The sequence below is a fragment of the Micromonospora sp. LOL_015 genome (assembly GCF_048060275.1).
Classification (GTDB): domain Bacteria; phylum Actinomycetota; class Actinomycetes; order Mycobacteriales; family Micromonosporaceae; genus Micromonospora_E.
The window spans coordinates 51,085-64,635 of the sequence record NZ_JBHMIO010000019.1 but is presented as its reverse complement, the minus strand read 5'-3'; the positions used below and the strand labels follow the sequence as shown (position 1 = coordinate 64,635).

At 68.0% G+C, this 13,551-nt stretch carries 12 protein-coding genes; 3 read left to right on the top strand and 9 right to left on the bottom strand.

The features are described 5' to 3' along the window. Window positions 1-75 precede the first annotated feature (75 nt). A complete protein-coding gene (locus ACFHWU_RS16920) occupies window positions 76-1,389 on the bottom strand; it encodes a caspase family protein (protein ID WP_416590998.1) in 1,314 nt (437 codons plus the stop codon). Then, window positions 1,386-1,754 carry an effector-associated constant component EACC1 gene (locus tag ACFHWU_RS16915; RefSeq protein ID WP_416590997.1) on the bottom strand — a complete coding sequence of 123 codons (369 nt, stop codon included), beginning with the start codon at window positions 1,752-1,754 and terminating at the stop codon, window positions 1,386-1,388. The genes ACFHWU_RS16920 and ACFHWU_RS16915 overlap by 4 nt, the downstream gene beginning before the upstream one ends. A gap of 169 nt (window positions 1,755-1,923) precedes the next feature. Between ACFHWU_RS16915 and ACFHWU_RS16910 the strand changes: the two genes are divergently transcribed. Then, on the top strand, window positions 1,924-3,321 hold the full coding sequence (locus tag ACFHWU_RS16910) for an IS1380 family transposase (RefSeq protein ID WP_416590996.1): 1,398 nt from the start codon (window positions 1,924-1,926) through the stop codon (window positions 3,319-3,321). 206 nt (window positions 3,322-3,527) lie between these two features. Here the strand turns inward: ACFHWU_RS16910 and ACFHWU_RS16905 are convergent, their stop codons facing one another. From ACFHWU_RS16905 to ACFHWU_RS16875, 7 genes are all read right to left on the bottom strand, one after another. Then, window positions 3,528-4,010, bottom strand: coding sequence for a transposase (locus tag ACFHWU_RS16905; protein WP_416591022.1), 483 nt, complete (start codon window positions 4,008-4,010; stop codon window positions 3,528-3,530). 134 nt (window positions 4,011-4,144) lie between these two features. Then, the gene (locus ACFHWU_RS16900; protein WP_416590995.1) at window positions 4,145-4,381 is read right to left on the bottom strand and encodes a winged helix-turn-helix domain-containing protein; all 237 of its coding nucleotides are present in this window, start codon (window positions 4,379-4,381) and stop codon (window positions 4,145-4,147) included. Further along, window positions 4,290-4,553 (bottom strand): helix-turn-helix domain-containing protein, encoded by a 264-nt coding sequence (locus tag ACFHWU_RS16895; protein WP_416590994.1) that lies wholly within the window; start codon window positions 4,551-4,553, stop codon window positions 4,290-4,292. The genes ACFHWU_RS16900 and ACFHWU_RS16895 overlap by 92 nt, the downstream gene beginning before the upstream one ends. Window positions 4,554-4,816: 263 nt before the next feature. Next, the gene (locus tag ACFHWU_RS16890; protein WP_416590993.1) at window positions 4,817-6,709 is read right to left on the bottom strand and encodes a glycoside hydrolase family 13 protein; all 1,893 of its coding nucleotides are present in this window, start codon (window positions 6,707-6,709) and stop codon (window positions 4,817-4,819) included. A 3-nt stretch (window positions 6,710-6,712) separates the two neighbouring features. Next, a complete protein-coding gene (locus tag ACFHWU_RS16885; protein WP_416590992.1) occupies window positions 6,713-7,573 on the bottom strand; it encodes a sugar ABC transporter permease in 861 nt (286 codons plus the stop codon). After that, the gene (locus tag ACFHWU_RS16880) at window positions 7,570-9,111 is read right to left on the bottom strand and encodes an ABC transporter permease subunit (RefSeq protein WP_416590991.1); all 1,542 of its coding nucleotides are present in this window, start codon (window positions 9,109-9,111) and stop codon (window positions 7,570-7,572) included. Before ACFHWU_RS16880 ends, ACFHWU_RS16885 begins: the two co-directional genes overlap by 4 nt. After that, window positions 9,111-10,370: a sugar ABC transporter substrate-binding protein gene (locus tag ACFHWU_RS16875; RefSeq protein ID WP_416590990.1), complete on the bottom strand. Its 1,260-nt coding sequence runs from the start codon at window positions 10,368-10,370 to the stop codon at window positions 9,111-9,113. Before ACFHWU_RS16875 ends, ACFHWU_RS16880 begins: the two co-directional genes overlap by 1 nt. Before the next feature lie 153 nt (window positions 10,371-10,523). Here ACFHWU_RS16875 and ACFHWU_RS16870 point away from each other — a divergent pair, with 153 nt between their 5' ends. After that, on the top strand, window positions 10,524-11,576 hold the full coding sequence (locus tag ACFHWU_RS16870) for a LacI family DNA-binding transcriptional regulator (RefSeq protein WP_416590989.1): 1,053 nt from the start codon (window positions 10,524-10,526) through the stop codon (window positions 11,574-11,576). Between the two features lie 131 nt (window positions 11,577-11,707). Continuing rightward, window positions 11,708-13,351, top strand: coding sequence for a glycoside hydrolase family 13 protein (locus tag ACFHWU_RS16865; RefSeq protein ID WP_416591021.1), 1,644 nt, complete (start codon window positions 11,708-11,710; stop codon window positions 13,349-13,351). Window positions 13,352-13,551 lie beyond the last annotated feature (200 nt).

Here is a 13,551-nt window from a genome sequence, read left to right as displayed (position 1 = left end):
TAGTGCGCCCGACCATGGACGCGTGCGATCGTCGTCTTGTCAAAAGAACGGACCTCAGGAGCATCACTCCGAAAATCAAAGAAGATCGGGTAGTGAAGCAATTAGCCGCGCAATCCGAATATCGTCCCTCTTTCCGAACATGTTGTTTGGATAGCTGACGTTCAAAATCTGGTCATCGCCTTTGAAGAACTCAATCCTGATCCAGGTATGCCTAATTGGAATAATGCCGGTACTGACCGGCCTCCAAAAGCTGTACTGCGTTGCTTTTCCCTTCATTTGAACGAGTTCCACGTAAGGCAGGAATGTGACTTTTCCATCATGACGAAGTCGCAGTCCCCAAGTAGTAATGAGTATCCCGCCGATTCCGTAGAACGCTATGCGGGTGTAGTACTGCACGAAACATCCGATACTCTCATCTGGGTCGACGCCGAACATCTCTCGAACCCTATTCATTTTCTGTTGATCGATACGCGGAAATACATAAACTCTGGATCTTTCGACAGAAGCGAAGAGGTTCGCGATGCGATCCAGCGGCACGGTCTCCGCCCCTCGATCGGGATCGACATGCCCAGTCAGTCGAGGTCGCTGCGTTCGATTCGGAAAAATCTTGAGGTCCGCTACTTCCGTGCTGGACTGCACGGGAGAGTGCACCTCCGGCTTCAATCCGGAATTTGGATCTTCTCGTATGAGCTGGCAGATGCGCCGAGCCGATAGGTGGCCATGAGTTTGCGAGTCGCCGCGGCGCAGTATTCTGAGTAGCGTACTGGTGAATGCCGTACCGGAGCTGTCGTTAAGTAGTTTTGTTACGTTACGGGGCCCGCTCGCACAAAGAAGTGACACACCTTGAAATGAGGACGAAGTACTCACAATGTCTTGGGCAACTTCGTTGAGCTGCTGTTGAGTCGAACTCTGCAGCTGCGAAAGGGCCTTACCCGCAAAGCAACAATCCAGAATGAACAGCTTTGGCCCGGTCGGTAGTACATTGGAGACGACAGAGGCGAGGGTCTTCGGCCGAAAGCTAGACTCTGCTTCCAGGCCATCAATTGAACTTCGAATTATCAGGCAGTAATCTTCGAAATTCGAAGTACCAAACAACCCACCGTGACCGATGTAATATATGATCACAAGGAGCTCTCGATGGCTCGCGCCCGGAATTGACTTCAAGTTGACTTGGATGAACCGGCGAATACTCTGATATTGATCGAGTACGGAATCGTCACTGCCGAAAAGCCATAATATATTGGCGTCGGCTAGGTGCAGCCCGTCCTTTGATCTCAGGTACGCCCGAAGCGCATCCGCCGAATCGGAGAAAGCCGATGATGACTCAAATGCAGGAAGGTTCGGCCAGGAACTCGCACCGAGCGCGATGGCGACTATTTGGGTTGTCATTCGGTGTCGTGGCCGATCCTATCAAGGATCTCTCGCCGTTCTCGGGTGCTGAGATTGCCTTCGAACTCAAATTCGAATGATTCTCCATCCGGCAAAACGCGTTTCAATCGCACCTTGGCTCGTCGCCGCAACTGTAACCAGGAGAAGATGCCTTCGATCACGGCGTGAGCCGCCGCCGAACCCAGGATGACGCCCAAAATAGCGCCGGAATCTTGATGGGTCGCATCGTCTCGCAGTCGAACGGTGCGGATCGCTGACTCATTACTACGGAGATGTTCGCCGAGCTCTGTAGCCATATTAGATGCCGTCGCTTGGTCGACATCCAGAATCTTGATCTCGATGTCGGCATCGTTCGTCGTCGTCATAGGAGGCATGCTATCTCGGACTACAGCGGTTGAATAGTTGGGTCTCTAGCCTCAGCCCTTCATTATGGGTGGGTCCACATAGTGGATCTTGAAAGACAGGTGCCTTCTGACCTGGGAAGATAGGACTTGCTGAGGGTCTCATCTATCCCGGACGGAAGGCACCTGTCAGGTGAAGGCTACCGGAACACGCCCGAAGATCATCGTCAGCGGCGACGGACGTGGCGTGGTCGGCCACGCCGGCGCCCGCCTGTTGACCGACGTCGCCGACGCGGCGGGATTGACCGGGGCGTTCAGCGAAGTCCTGTCCGGGTCACGGCAACGGCGGGGCGGTCACGACCCGGGACAGGTCGCGGTCGACCTGGCGGTCACGATCGCCGACGGCGGCGAAGCGATCGCCGACCTGGCGGTCCTGCGGGACCAGACCGGCCTGTTCGGCGCGGTGGCCTCGGACGCCACCGCATGGCGCGTCCTGTCGAGGATGGACAGCGAAGCGTTGGCGCCGCTGCGGACGGCCCGCGCACGGGCACGGGAGGTCGCCTGGGCGCAGATGGCCGAGACCCGCGACGGCATACCGGCCGCGACCGCCGCCGGCCAGCCGATCCCCGGTCTCGTCCTGGACCTCGACGCCTCCATCGTCATCTGCCACTCCGAGAAGGAATCAGCCACCCGCACCTGGAAGAAGACGTTCGGCTACCACCCGCTGTTCTGCTTCCTGGACAACACCCGCGAGGCCCTGTCGGGGCTGCTACGCGAGGGCCGGGCCGGATCGAACACCACCGCCGACCACATCACCGTCCTGGACGCCGCCGTGGAACAGATCCCCGACACCCACCGCCACGGCACCGAAATCCTCATCCGCTCCGACTCGGCCGGCTGCACCCAGGGCTTCCTCGCCCACATCCGCAGCCTGCGCGAACAGCACATCACCACCTACTTCTCCGTGGGCGTGGCCGTCACCGAACCGGTCCGGCACGCGATCCTGGCCGCCACCGGCTGGATCCCGGCCACCGACGCCGACGGGCAGCCCCGCGACGGCGCGGACGTCTGCGAGATAACGGGACTGGTACCCGACGACGGCTACCCCGACGGCACCCGGTTCATCGTGCGCCGTGAACGCCCCCACCCCGGCGCGCAACTGTCGCTGTTCGACACCATCGAAGGGTTCCGCCACCAGGTCACCGCCACCGACACCCCACCAGGGCGCGGAAGCATCCAGTACCTGGAGGCCCGACACCGCGCCCACGCCCGCGTGGAAGACCGCATCCGCACCGGCAAGGACACCGGCTTCGGCCGCTTCCCCTCACGGATCTTCGCGATCAACGCCGCCTGGCTCGAACTCGCCCTCACCGGTATCGACCTGATCGCCTGGACCCAGCACCTGCTCCTCGACGGCGACCTCGCCACAGCCGAACCGAAGAAGCTGCGGTACCGGCTACTGCACGTACCAGCCCGGATCACCCGCACGGCACGGCGCACGAGACTACGCGTCGCCGAAGGCTGGCCCTGGGCCGAGCAACTGGTCACCGCGTTCACCCGACTCGCGGCACTGCCACAGCCGATCACCTGAACACCACGACCACGATCCCGACCGACAGCTTCTGGAGGAACCCGACCCCGCGTCGGGCCACCACCATGCCCAGACACCGATCGACCGACGAATCAAGATCAACAAGCCGTCAGGCATCCATGATCAACACTTAATGCAAGACCGAGGCTAGTTGTCAGGGGGTTCCGGTTCGAGGGTGAGTCCGGTGTGGGCGAGGAAGCCGGGTATCAGCTCCGGCCGGTACTGGATGCGTTTGAGCCGGTTCGGATGATCGCGGCGAGGTGGTCCACGCCGTCGACGGCGAGGTTGCCCAGGCCGGCTTTCACCGTCGACCACAGACTCTTGACGGGGTTGAGGTCCGGGGCGTACGCGGGTAGCTGGACCACGGTCAGCCACCGGTGACGGGCGGCGGTCAGGCGACGCATCGTGGTGCTGGTGTGGGTGTTGACCCCGTCCCAGATCAGGATGATCGGGGCGTGGAGTTGGTGGTGCGCGGCGGTGATCAGGGCGGCGTAGTCGTCCTCGGACAGGCTGCGGCGTTCACCGGTGCGGTTGCGGTGCACGCGGAGCCGGTGGAGGACGTGGCCGCGCCGGCCGGGTTTGAGGCAGACCAGGCCGGCGATGGAGACCCGGCCCGAGCCCTTGCCGTTGACCCGCACGACGGGTGTGTGTCCTCTGCGGGCCCAGGTGGTGGCCCGGGGTGGTCGCAGGGTCTGTCCGGCCTCGTCTTCGAAGACGATCCACGCCCCGGTCGCCGCCGCTAGCCTCGTACCTTGGCCCAGGTCGTGGCCCGCCAGGCGGCGATAGCGTCGGCGTCGCGCTGGACCGCCCGATGCTTCGGGACCTACGGGGTGTAGCCGATGCGGTGCAGCAGGTAGGACACTCCGCGCAGGGTGTAGGAGGTGTAGAACAGCCGGCCGATCAGCGTGGCGACCCGGCGAGTGTCCAGCGTTGATCCTCGCTCCAGCCGTGTTCGGCCAGGCCGAGGTCTAGCTCGGCGCGTAGCCGCAGCAGCTGGTCGGGGGGGTGAGCCGGCAGGTGGTTCCGCCGGGTCCGGTCGAGGCGAGGGCGGCCATTCCACCTGTCTGCCAGCGGCGTCGCCACTGGTAGGCCGATTTCGTCGACACTCGCAGCCGGGCCGCGACCTTGGTCGCGGGGACACCGGTGGCGAACATCCGCGCCGCCTGCATCCTCACCTGTTCCCGCTTGGCCCGCCCGCCAGCGGACAGGCCACCACTATCGGCGTACCTCATACCTCCGGCATAGACCGGCCACCGTCGATGGTCACGCAGACACGCCGCCTGTGATCAACCAGACCCGAACCGACCAACAGACCCCAGCCATTCAACCGCTGTAGCGCCCCGCGCGTTCGGAGGTGATGAGCAGGCCGTTCCGGTGATCGGCGGCCCACCTGCGCGACGGCCGCACGCGGGAAGCCGATCAAGTCGGTGGCCTCGTTCACTTCGGCGCTATCCGCCCTGAGTACCTGACGACAGTCAGCCGATGGGACTTGCCGTCAGGGGAGGTGCCAGAGTTGGAAGGTGGGCCCGTCGGACGGCAGGATCAGGGTGCCGTCGACGGCCGGGTGTAGCGGTGGCGCGCCGCCGTACAGGTTGACGAGGGCCGGAGCAGCAGCGGACGGCGGGGCCACCAGGCCGGTCAGCCGCACCGGAGCACCCGACGCCCGCCGGGCCAACGCCAACACCGCCCCGGTCGGCGACTCCCGCAGATAGACCAGGGCGTCGTCATCGGCGTACACCCAACGCAGCCCGCCGTGCCGCAGCTCCGGCACTTCCCGACGCAGCGCCACCAACGCCCGATACACCCCGAACGTCACACCGTCCCACGAGCCCGGCCGGTCCCACGGCATCGGCGTCCGAGAACCCTCCCCGTTGTCGCCCCGCAACCCCAGCTCATCCCCGGCGAACACCATCGGCGTCCCCGGCAACGTGAACTGCAACCCGGCCGCCACCTCCTGCCGCGCCGCGTCCCCCACCACCGTCCGCACCCGGGCCGAGTCATGCGAGCCGAGCAGCTGCCACGAATGCACCAGCGACCGCCACGACACCAACGCCCCAAAGGCTCGCATCGTCGCCAACGCCGCCGGCCCCGACCGGGCCGGCACCCCACCCGGTACGCCGAGGAAGTCCGGCAACCCCAACGATGATGACCGCAGCCAGCTCCACACCGGCCGGGTGAACCCGGCATAGTTCATCGTGCCGTGCCAACCATCGGCGTCCAGGTCACGGGTGAAATCGTGCCCGTGCTCGGCGACGATCAGCCCGTCCGGCCGAGTCTCGGCCACCGCCCGACGCAGCAACGCTGCCACCTCCAGGGTGAGCGCGTCGGCCCCGCGCCGGCCGGTCATGTTGGCCACGTCGATCCGCCAACCGTCCAACCCGTACGGCGGCAGCAGCAACCGCCGCGCCACCGAGGCTGGCCCATCGACGAAGCGTCGCCGCAGCTCAGCGCTGCCCCAGTTGAGTTTCGGCAGCGACGTGAAGCCGTTCCAGCACTCGTAGTCGCCGTCGTCGCCGAAGTAGTACAGCTCCCGCTCCGGCGACGACACGTCCGACACGGCGGCGCTGAACCACGGGTGGGCGTCGCCGGTGTGGTTGCTGGTGATGTCGCCGAGCAGCCGCCAACCACGAGCGTGCACCGCCGCCGACAGCCGCGCCAGGGCCTCGTCCCCGCCGAGCAGCGGGTCGACGTGGTCGAACGCGGCGGCGTCGTACCGATGATTGGACCGGGCCGGGAAGATCGGCGTCAGGTAGACGGTGTTGACGCCGAGCCGCTCCAGGTGGTCGAGCCGCTCCCGGATGCCGCCCAGGTCGCCGCCGTAGAACTGGTGCGGCGTTTCCGGCCCGCGCCCGACGACCGGGGTGTCCCAGTCGCACGGGATCGCCCACTCCGGCAGCTCCCGCCCGTCAGCGCCAGCCGACCGGGCGAACCGGTCCGGGAAGATCTGATAGATGATCGCGTCGGCGGCCCAGTCCGGCGGCGCATCGTGGGTGACGAGCCGGAAGTCGGTGGCGTCCGGCACGTCGTGGTCGACCTCGCCGACCCCGGTCAACCAGCGCCGCCCACCCCCGCCATCAGCAAAGCCGCCAGCAGCAGACCCGGCCGGACCGCCGCCGGCCAGCAGGAAACGGTACGGCGTGACCGGGTTACGGGCCTCCACCTCGCCCCGCCACCACACGTCCCCGTTCGGATCGCGCCGGTCGACCACCGCCTCGGAGAAGCGCGGCTCACCGTCGGCTGTGGAGCGTACCCACAGCTTGTCGACCGGCCGCGCACCCGCCGGCACCCGGACGAAGACCGACACCCGATCACCCAGGTTTAACCCGGCGGCGGCACCCGGCGCATACAACGACGATCCGTCATGGTGCGCCTCGAACAGCTGGCCCACAAGCTAACCCTTCACAGACCCGGAGGTGAGACCGGAAACGATGTAGCGGCTGAGCAGCTGGAACACCAGCACCGTCGGGACCGCCGTCAGCAGCGTGCCGGCGGCGAAGATCCCGAAGTTGTTGTTCCGCTCCCCCGCCACCAGGCCGTACATGCCGACCGCCAGCGTCTTCGCCTCCGGGTTGGTCAGGAAGACGTTGGCGATCAGGAACTCGTTGATGGTGTTGATGAACGCCAGCAGCCCGGTGACCGCCAGGATCGGCGCCACCAGCGGCAGCATGATCCGGAAGAACACCTGGGCGTGCGACGCCCCGTCCATGGTGGCCGACTCGTCCAACTCCCTCGGCAGGGTGTCGAAGAAGCCTTTCATCAGCCAGGTGTTCACCCCGAGCGCGCCACCGAGGTACAGCAGCATCAGCCCCCACGGGGTGTTGAACCCGATCGTCGGCCACAGGTCGGTGATCGTCGAGAAGATCAGGAAGATCGCCACGATCGCCAGGAACTGCGGGAACATCTGAATCAGCAGCAGCGACAGCAACCCGACCCGGCGGCCACGGAACCGCATCCGGGAGAAGGCGTACGCCGCCAGCGACGACAGGAACACCGACGCGAACGACGCCAGCCCGGCGATCAGCAGCGAGTTTCCGAACCACCGGCCGAACGACGTGTCGGTGAACAGCCGGCGGAAGTTGTTGCTCGACGCGCCGGTCGGGAACAGGTCGGTCGACGACAGGGTGCCCAGCGGGTTCACCGCCGCCGACAGCACGAACACGATCGGGAACAGCGAGAACGCCACGGCCAGCAGCGCCACCAGGTGCCGCCAGCCGACCCGACCCGCCCAGCGGGTCAGCGAGCGCTGCTTCATCCGTACACCTCTTCCTGTTGCCGGGTGCGCCGGAAGCTGACCGCGGAGATCACCGCGACGAGCGTGAAGATGAAGATCGAGACGGCGGCGGCGAAGCCGTACTGGGCGCCGGCCGCGCCGAACGCCAACCGGTACGTGTAGGTGATCAGCAGGTCCGTCGCGCCGACGCTCGGGTTGTCCGCCGGGAACGGCGCACCCGCGGTCGTCAGGTAGATCGCGTTGAAGTTGTTGAAGTTGAACGCGAACGAGGCGATCAGCAGCGGCGTCAACGCCACCAGCAGCAGCGGCAGCGTCACCCGGCGGAACGCCTGCCACGGGTTGGCGCCGTCGATCGAGCTGGCCTCGGTCAGCTCCTTCGGGATGGCCTGCAGCGCGCCGGTGGCGACCAGGAACATGTACGGATACCCGAGCCACAGCTGTACGCCGATCACCGCCAGCCGGGCCGACCAGTCCTGCCCGAACCAGTCCACAGTCAACCCGAAGAACTGGTTGATCAGCCCGAAGTCGGTGTTGAACATGTCCCGCCAGACCAGCAGCATCGCGAACGACGGCATCGCGTACGGCAGGATCAGCAGCACCCGGTAAAGGTTGCGGCCACGCACTCGGTCGGAGTGCAGGGCGATGGCGCAGAGCAGCCCGAGGGCGAAGGTGCCGCCGGTGGAGCCGATCGCGAAGGCGAAGTTCCAGACCAGGGTGCCGAGGAACGGCCCGGAGATGCTCCGGTCGGTCAGCACCCGGGTGAAGTTGTCCAGCCCGACGCCGACCCGCCAGCCCTGCAGCAGCCGGTCGCCGTCGGCGGAGACGAACGAGCCGGCGTCGTCGTCGGCCGTCCACACCGTGCCCGTCACGGTGTCGGTCACACAGTCACAATCGTCGTCGTACGCCCGGACCGCGACCCCTTCGTACGCCCTCGACAGCCCGATGGAGCGGATCGCCCCGTCGTCGGTCGGCACCGCCAGGTCGGTGATCTCCTGGCTGCGGGCGCTGGCCTGGCCGGCGTTGAGCAGCGTGTACCCGTCGGCCGACGTCACCTTGCCTGCGTCGGTGACGGTGACGTCGCCGGCCGGCAGCTCCCGCAATCCGGAACCGTCACCGGCGTAGACGACCCCGTCGGCCGGGTCGACGACCAGCAGCACCAGGTCACCGGTGGCCGGGTCGCCGACCGTGGCGACGGTCATCGCGTACTCGATGGATCCTGGCACCTGGACCACCGACGTGGCCTGGATGGCCGCGATCGCCTCAGTCTTGCTGCCCCGGTGTCCGTCGCCGAAGTTGGTGAACGCGGTGGAGGCGGTGTAGAGCACCGGGAAGATCTGGAAGGCGATCAGGAACAGGGTGCCGGGGATCAGGTACTTCGCCGGCACGTGTCGCCGACCCAGGTAGAGGTAGCCGATGCCGGCGGTCGTGACGGCCAGGATGCCGAGCCCGACCCACGCCTCGGCGGCGATCAGCGGGAACGCCGCCCAGATCGCGATCGCCGCGACCAGGCCGAGCAGCAGCGCCTTGGCCAGCAGACCGCCGGCTCCGGTGTCGCGCATTACTTGATCTGTTCGGCGATCGTCTGACCGGCGGCGGTCATCGTGCTGGCCACGTCGGCACCGCCGACGATCGCGGCCTCGGCCTTGCCGAACGGGTCCCAGATGGCGGCCATCTCGGGGATCGCCGGCAGCACCGCGCCGCCCTGCCCGGCCTGCTGGAACTTCGCCAGGTCCGGATCGGCACCGGCGACCTGGTCGAGGGCGGCGGTCAGCGCCGGCGGGCGCGGCTCGGCCTCGTAGAGGGCGACGGCCAGGTCGGTCTGGGTGGTGTAGTTGGCGACGAACTCCTGCGCCAGGGCCTTGTTCTCACCCTTGGCGGCCACGTAGAAGGTTTGCACGCCGACGAACGGCTGCGCCGGTGCGCCACCGGCGAAGCCGGGGACCGGGCTGATGTCGTACGCGATGTTCGCGCCCTTGGCGTCGGTGATCGCCCACGGCCCGGAGACCAGGAAGGCGCACTTGCCGCTGGTGAAGGTGGCGATCGAGTTCTCCGGGGTGATGGACCGCTTCAGCGCGCCTGCGCCCTTCTCGCCCAGCGTGGCGATCTTCTCGAACGCGGCGATCGACTCCGGGGTGCCGACGCCGAGCTGCGCCGGGTCGTAGTCGCCTTCGGCGGTGGTGCCGAAGAGGCTGCCGCCTGCCGAGGTGTAGAGCGGGTACAGGTGGTAGGCGTCGCCGTTCTGCCCGACCTGCAGGCAGAGGATCTCCGAGACCTTGCCGTCGGCTTTGAGCTGCTGGCCGGTGGCGACGAGCTCCTCGATGGTGGCCGGGGCGTCGGGGGCGAACGCGGTGTTGCGGATCAGGGCGACGTTCTCCATCGCGTACGGGACGCCGTAGACCTGGCCGTTGAAGGTGACGGCCTGGATGGCGACGTCGGCGAAGCCGGCGGTCTGGTCGGCGGTGAGCTGGACCGGCTCGATGGCCCCGTTCTGCACCAGGTTGCCGATCCAGTCGTGCGCGCCGACCATCACGTCCGGGCCGCTGCCCTGCTGCGACGCGGTGACGAAGGTGGTCTGCTGGTCCTTGGAGATGGCCTGGACCTCGACGGTGACGCCGTTGTCGGCGCCGAACTTCTCGGCGAACGGGGCGAGGGCGGCGCTGCGCTTGTCGTCGGCCCAGATGACCAGGGTGCCGCCGGTGGCGGCGGCGTCGGGGCTGTCGGTGGTGGCGGGTTCGCCGTCGCTGCTGCCGCAGCCGGCGGCGGCCAGCGCGAGCACGGCGGCCAGCCCGGCGGCCACCGTCGTGGTACGGACGCGCATCGGGACTCCTGTCCTGGAAGTTATTGCAGTTCGGTGCCGTGTTTCAGCACGCAGCCTGTCTTGTGTTGCCGGGACGCTAGCAAGACGTTGCAAGCAATGGAAGGGCTTGCAGGCGCAACCGCAAGAACTTGCCGGTGCGCTACCGTGAACGCCATGCGCGCACGACTGTCCGACATCGCCCGCCAGGCCGAGGTCAGCGAGGCCACGGTGTCCCGGGTGCTCAACGACCGCCCCGGGGTGGCCACCGAGACCCGCCAGGCGGTGCTGACCGCGCTCGACGTCCTCGGCTACGAACGCCCGGCCCGGTTGTGCAAACGCAGCGCCGGCCTGGTCGGCCTGGTCGTGCCGGAGCTGGACAACCCGATCTTCCCGGCGTTCGCGCAGACCATCGAGTCGGCGCTGGCCCAGTCCGGCTACACGCCGGTGCTCTGCACCCAGACCCCCGGCGGGGTCACCGAGGACGAGTACGTGGAGATGCTGCTGGACCGGCAGGTCGCCGGCATCGTCTTCGTCTCCGGCCTGCACGCCGACACCGCCGCCGACCACGACCGCTACCGCAAACTGATCGCCCGGCCGCTGCCGATCGTGCTGATCAACGGGTACGCCGACGGCATCGAAGCCCCGTTCGTCTCCTGCGACGACCGGGAAGCCGGCGAGCTGGCCGTGGCCCACCTGGTCTCCCTCGGCCACCGGCGGATCGGGCTGATCACCGGGCCGGACCGGTTCCTGCCGGTGCAGCGCAAACTGGCCGGCTTCCGCGCGGCGATGCAGCGGCTGGTCGGCGCCAGCGACGCCGAGATCGACGAGCTGACCGCCCTGTCACTGTTCGGTGTGGAGGGTGGTAAGGCGGCGGCGAACCGCTTGCTGGACAAGGGGGTCACCGGGATCACCTGCGGCTCCGACCTGATGGCGCTCGGCGCTGTCCGGGCCGCCCGGCAGCGCGGCCTGTCGGTGCCCGGCGATGTGTCGGTGGTCGGCTACGACGACTCGCCGCTGATGGCGTTCACCGATCCGCCGCTGACCACGCTGCGCCAGCCGGTGATCGCGATGGCGGTGGCGGCGGTCCGGGCCCTGGTCGACGAGATCAACGGGCACGCCGCCCCGAACTCGGAGTACGTGTTCCGCCCCGAGCTGGTGGCCCGTGGCTCCACCGGGATCGCTCCACAGGTCACCCACCTCGCCGCCGCCGCTGCCACCACCGGCTGATTGCCTTGCGCAAGGCTTGCTTGACGCTTGCAGCAACTGCCGGGCATCCTCGATAGGGAGCCCAGCACCCGCAGCGCGCTGACTCAACGGCGAGGCCAGCATCGCACCGACAGGACGGGGAACCCGTGACGATCGATCCTGCCCAGGCCCACCCGCGCACCGCCCGGGACGACTGGTGGCGCACCGCCGCCGTCTACCAGGTGTACGTGCGCAGCTTCGCCGACTCCGACGGCGACGGCATCGGTGACCTGCAGGGCATCCGCAGCCGGCTGCCGTACCTGCGCGACCTCGGCGTCGACGCGCTCTGGCTGACCCCGTTCTACCGCTCCCCGATGGTCGACGGCGGCTACGACGTCGCCGACTACCGCGAGGTCGACCCGATGTTCGGCGACCTCACCGACTTCGACGAGATGATCAGCGACGCGCACGCACTCGGCCTGCGGATCATCGTCGACATCGTGCCGAACCACACCTCCGACGTACACCCGTGGTTCGTCGCCGCGCTCGCCGCCGCGCCCGGGTCGCCGGAGCGCGAGCGGTACATGTTCCGCGACGGCCGGGGCGACCACGGCGACCAGCCACCGAACGACTGGGAGTCGATCTTCGGCGGGCCGGCCTGGACCCGACTGCCCGACGGACAGTGGTACCTGCACCTGTTCGACCCGGCCCAGCCGGACCTGAACTGGCGCCACCCGCAGGTGCGCGCCGAGTTCGAGCAGGTGCTGCGCTTCTGGTTGGACCGGGGTGTCGACGGGTTCCGGATCGACGTCGCCCACGGGATGATCAAGGCCGACGGGCTGCCGGACATCGGCTGGACCTCGGCCACCACCGGCCGCCGGCAGATCGAACTGCTCGGCAAGGGCCGGCTGCCCTACTTCGACCAGGACGAGGTGCACGACATCTACCGCACCTGGCGGCCGATCCTGGACAGCTACCCCGGCGGGCGGATGGCGATCGCCGAAGCGTGGGCGGAGACCCCGCAGCGGCTGGCCCGCTACATCGGCCCCGACGAGCTGCACCAGGCGTTCAACTTCGACTTCCTCGACGCCACCTGGTCGGCCGACTCGTTCCACAAGGTGATCGACACCGCGCTCGCCGAAGCGACCATCGTCGGCGCGCCGACCACCTGGGTGTTGTCCAACCACGACAAGCAGCGGCACGTCACCCGGTACGGCGACGGCGAGGTCGGGCTGCGGCGGGCCCGCGCCGCCGCGCTGCTGATGTTCGCCCTGCCCGGCAGCACCTACCTCTACCAGGGTGAGGAGCTGGGCCTGCCGGAGGTCCTCGACCTGCCCGACCACCTGCGGCAGGACCCGGCGTTCGGCCGTACCGGGGCCAGCCGCGACGGCTGCCGGGTGCCGCTGCCGTGGCGCGGCGACACCCCGCCGTACGGCTTCGGGCCGGCCGGCTCGGTCGAATCCTGGCTGCCGGCCCCGGCCGACTGGGCGCCGCTGACCGCACAGGCCCAGGCCGGCGACCCGGACTCGACGCTGCAGCTGTACCGACAGGCCCTGGCCGTCCGGGCCGAGCATCCGGCGCTGCGCGACGCCCCGGCCGGCGACGGCACCGGGCTGACCTGGGTGGAGGCCGGGCCGGGCGTGTTGGCGTTCCGCCGTACCGGCGAGGCGACGCTGGTCTGCGTGGTCAACCTCAGTGGTGCGCCGGTGGCGGTCGACGGGTACGGCGTACCGCTGATCACCAGCGCGCCGCTGGACGGACCGCCCGGTCGCCGACTGCTGCCGGTCGACGCCGCCGCCTGGTTCCAGCCGGCCTGACACCCGTTTCGCCCCCGGCCGGCTGGCAGGGTGCGGCCAGGTTTACGACAGCCTGCCGCCGGGTATGGCTCGGGCAGGAAACACCGGTCGTTCGTCGAGCCGGAAGCGCCGCCGGGCGGCTGGGCAAGGACCCCTTGTGGTGGGGGGCGAAGGTGGTGACGGTGCCCCGGGACCAGAAATGGTCCCGGGGCACCACCACT

What these genes read in the sequence shown, in the direction of transcription:
- ACFHWU_RS16895 (WP_416590994.1), bottom strand. Translation starts at nt 4,553, where the DNA reads ATGAGGTACGCCGATAGTGGTGGCCTGTCCGCTGGCGGGCGGGCCAAG.
- ACFHWU_RS16920 (WP_416590998.1), bottom strand. Translation starts at nt 1,389, where the DNA reads ATGACAACCCAAATAGTCGCCATCGCGCTCGGTGCGAGTTCCTGGCCG.
- ACFHWU_RS16885 (WP_416590992.1), bottom strand. Translation starts at nt 7,573, where the DNA reads ATGAAGCAGCGCTCGCTGACCCGCTGGGCGGGTCGGGTCGGCTGGCGG.
- ACFHWU_RS16880 (WP_416590991.1), bottom strand. Translation starts at nt 9,111, where the DNA reads ATGCGCGACACCGGAGCCGGCGGTCTGCTGGCCAAGGCGCTGCTGCTC.
- ACFHWU_RS16870 (WP_416590989.1), top strand. Translation starts at nt 10,524, where the DNA reads ATGCGCGCACGACTGTCCGACATCGCCCGCCAGGCCGAGGTCAGCGAG.
- ACFHWU_RS16875 (WP_416590990.1), bottom strand. Translation starts at nt 10,370, where the DNA reads ATGCGCGTCCGTACCACGACGGTGGCCGCCGGGCTGGCCGCCGTGCTC.
- ACFHWU_RS16915 (WP_416590997.1), bottom strand. Translation starts at nt 1,754, where the DNA reads ATGACGACGACGAACGATGCCGACATCGAGATCAAGATTCTGGATGTC.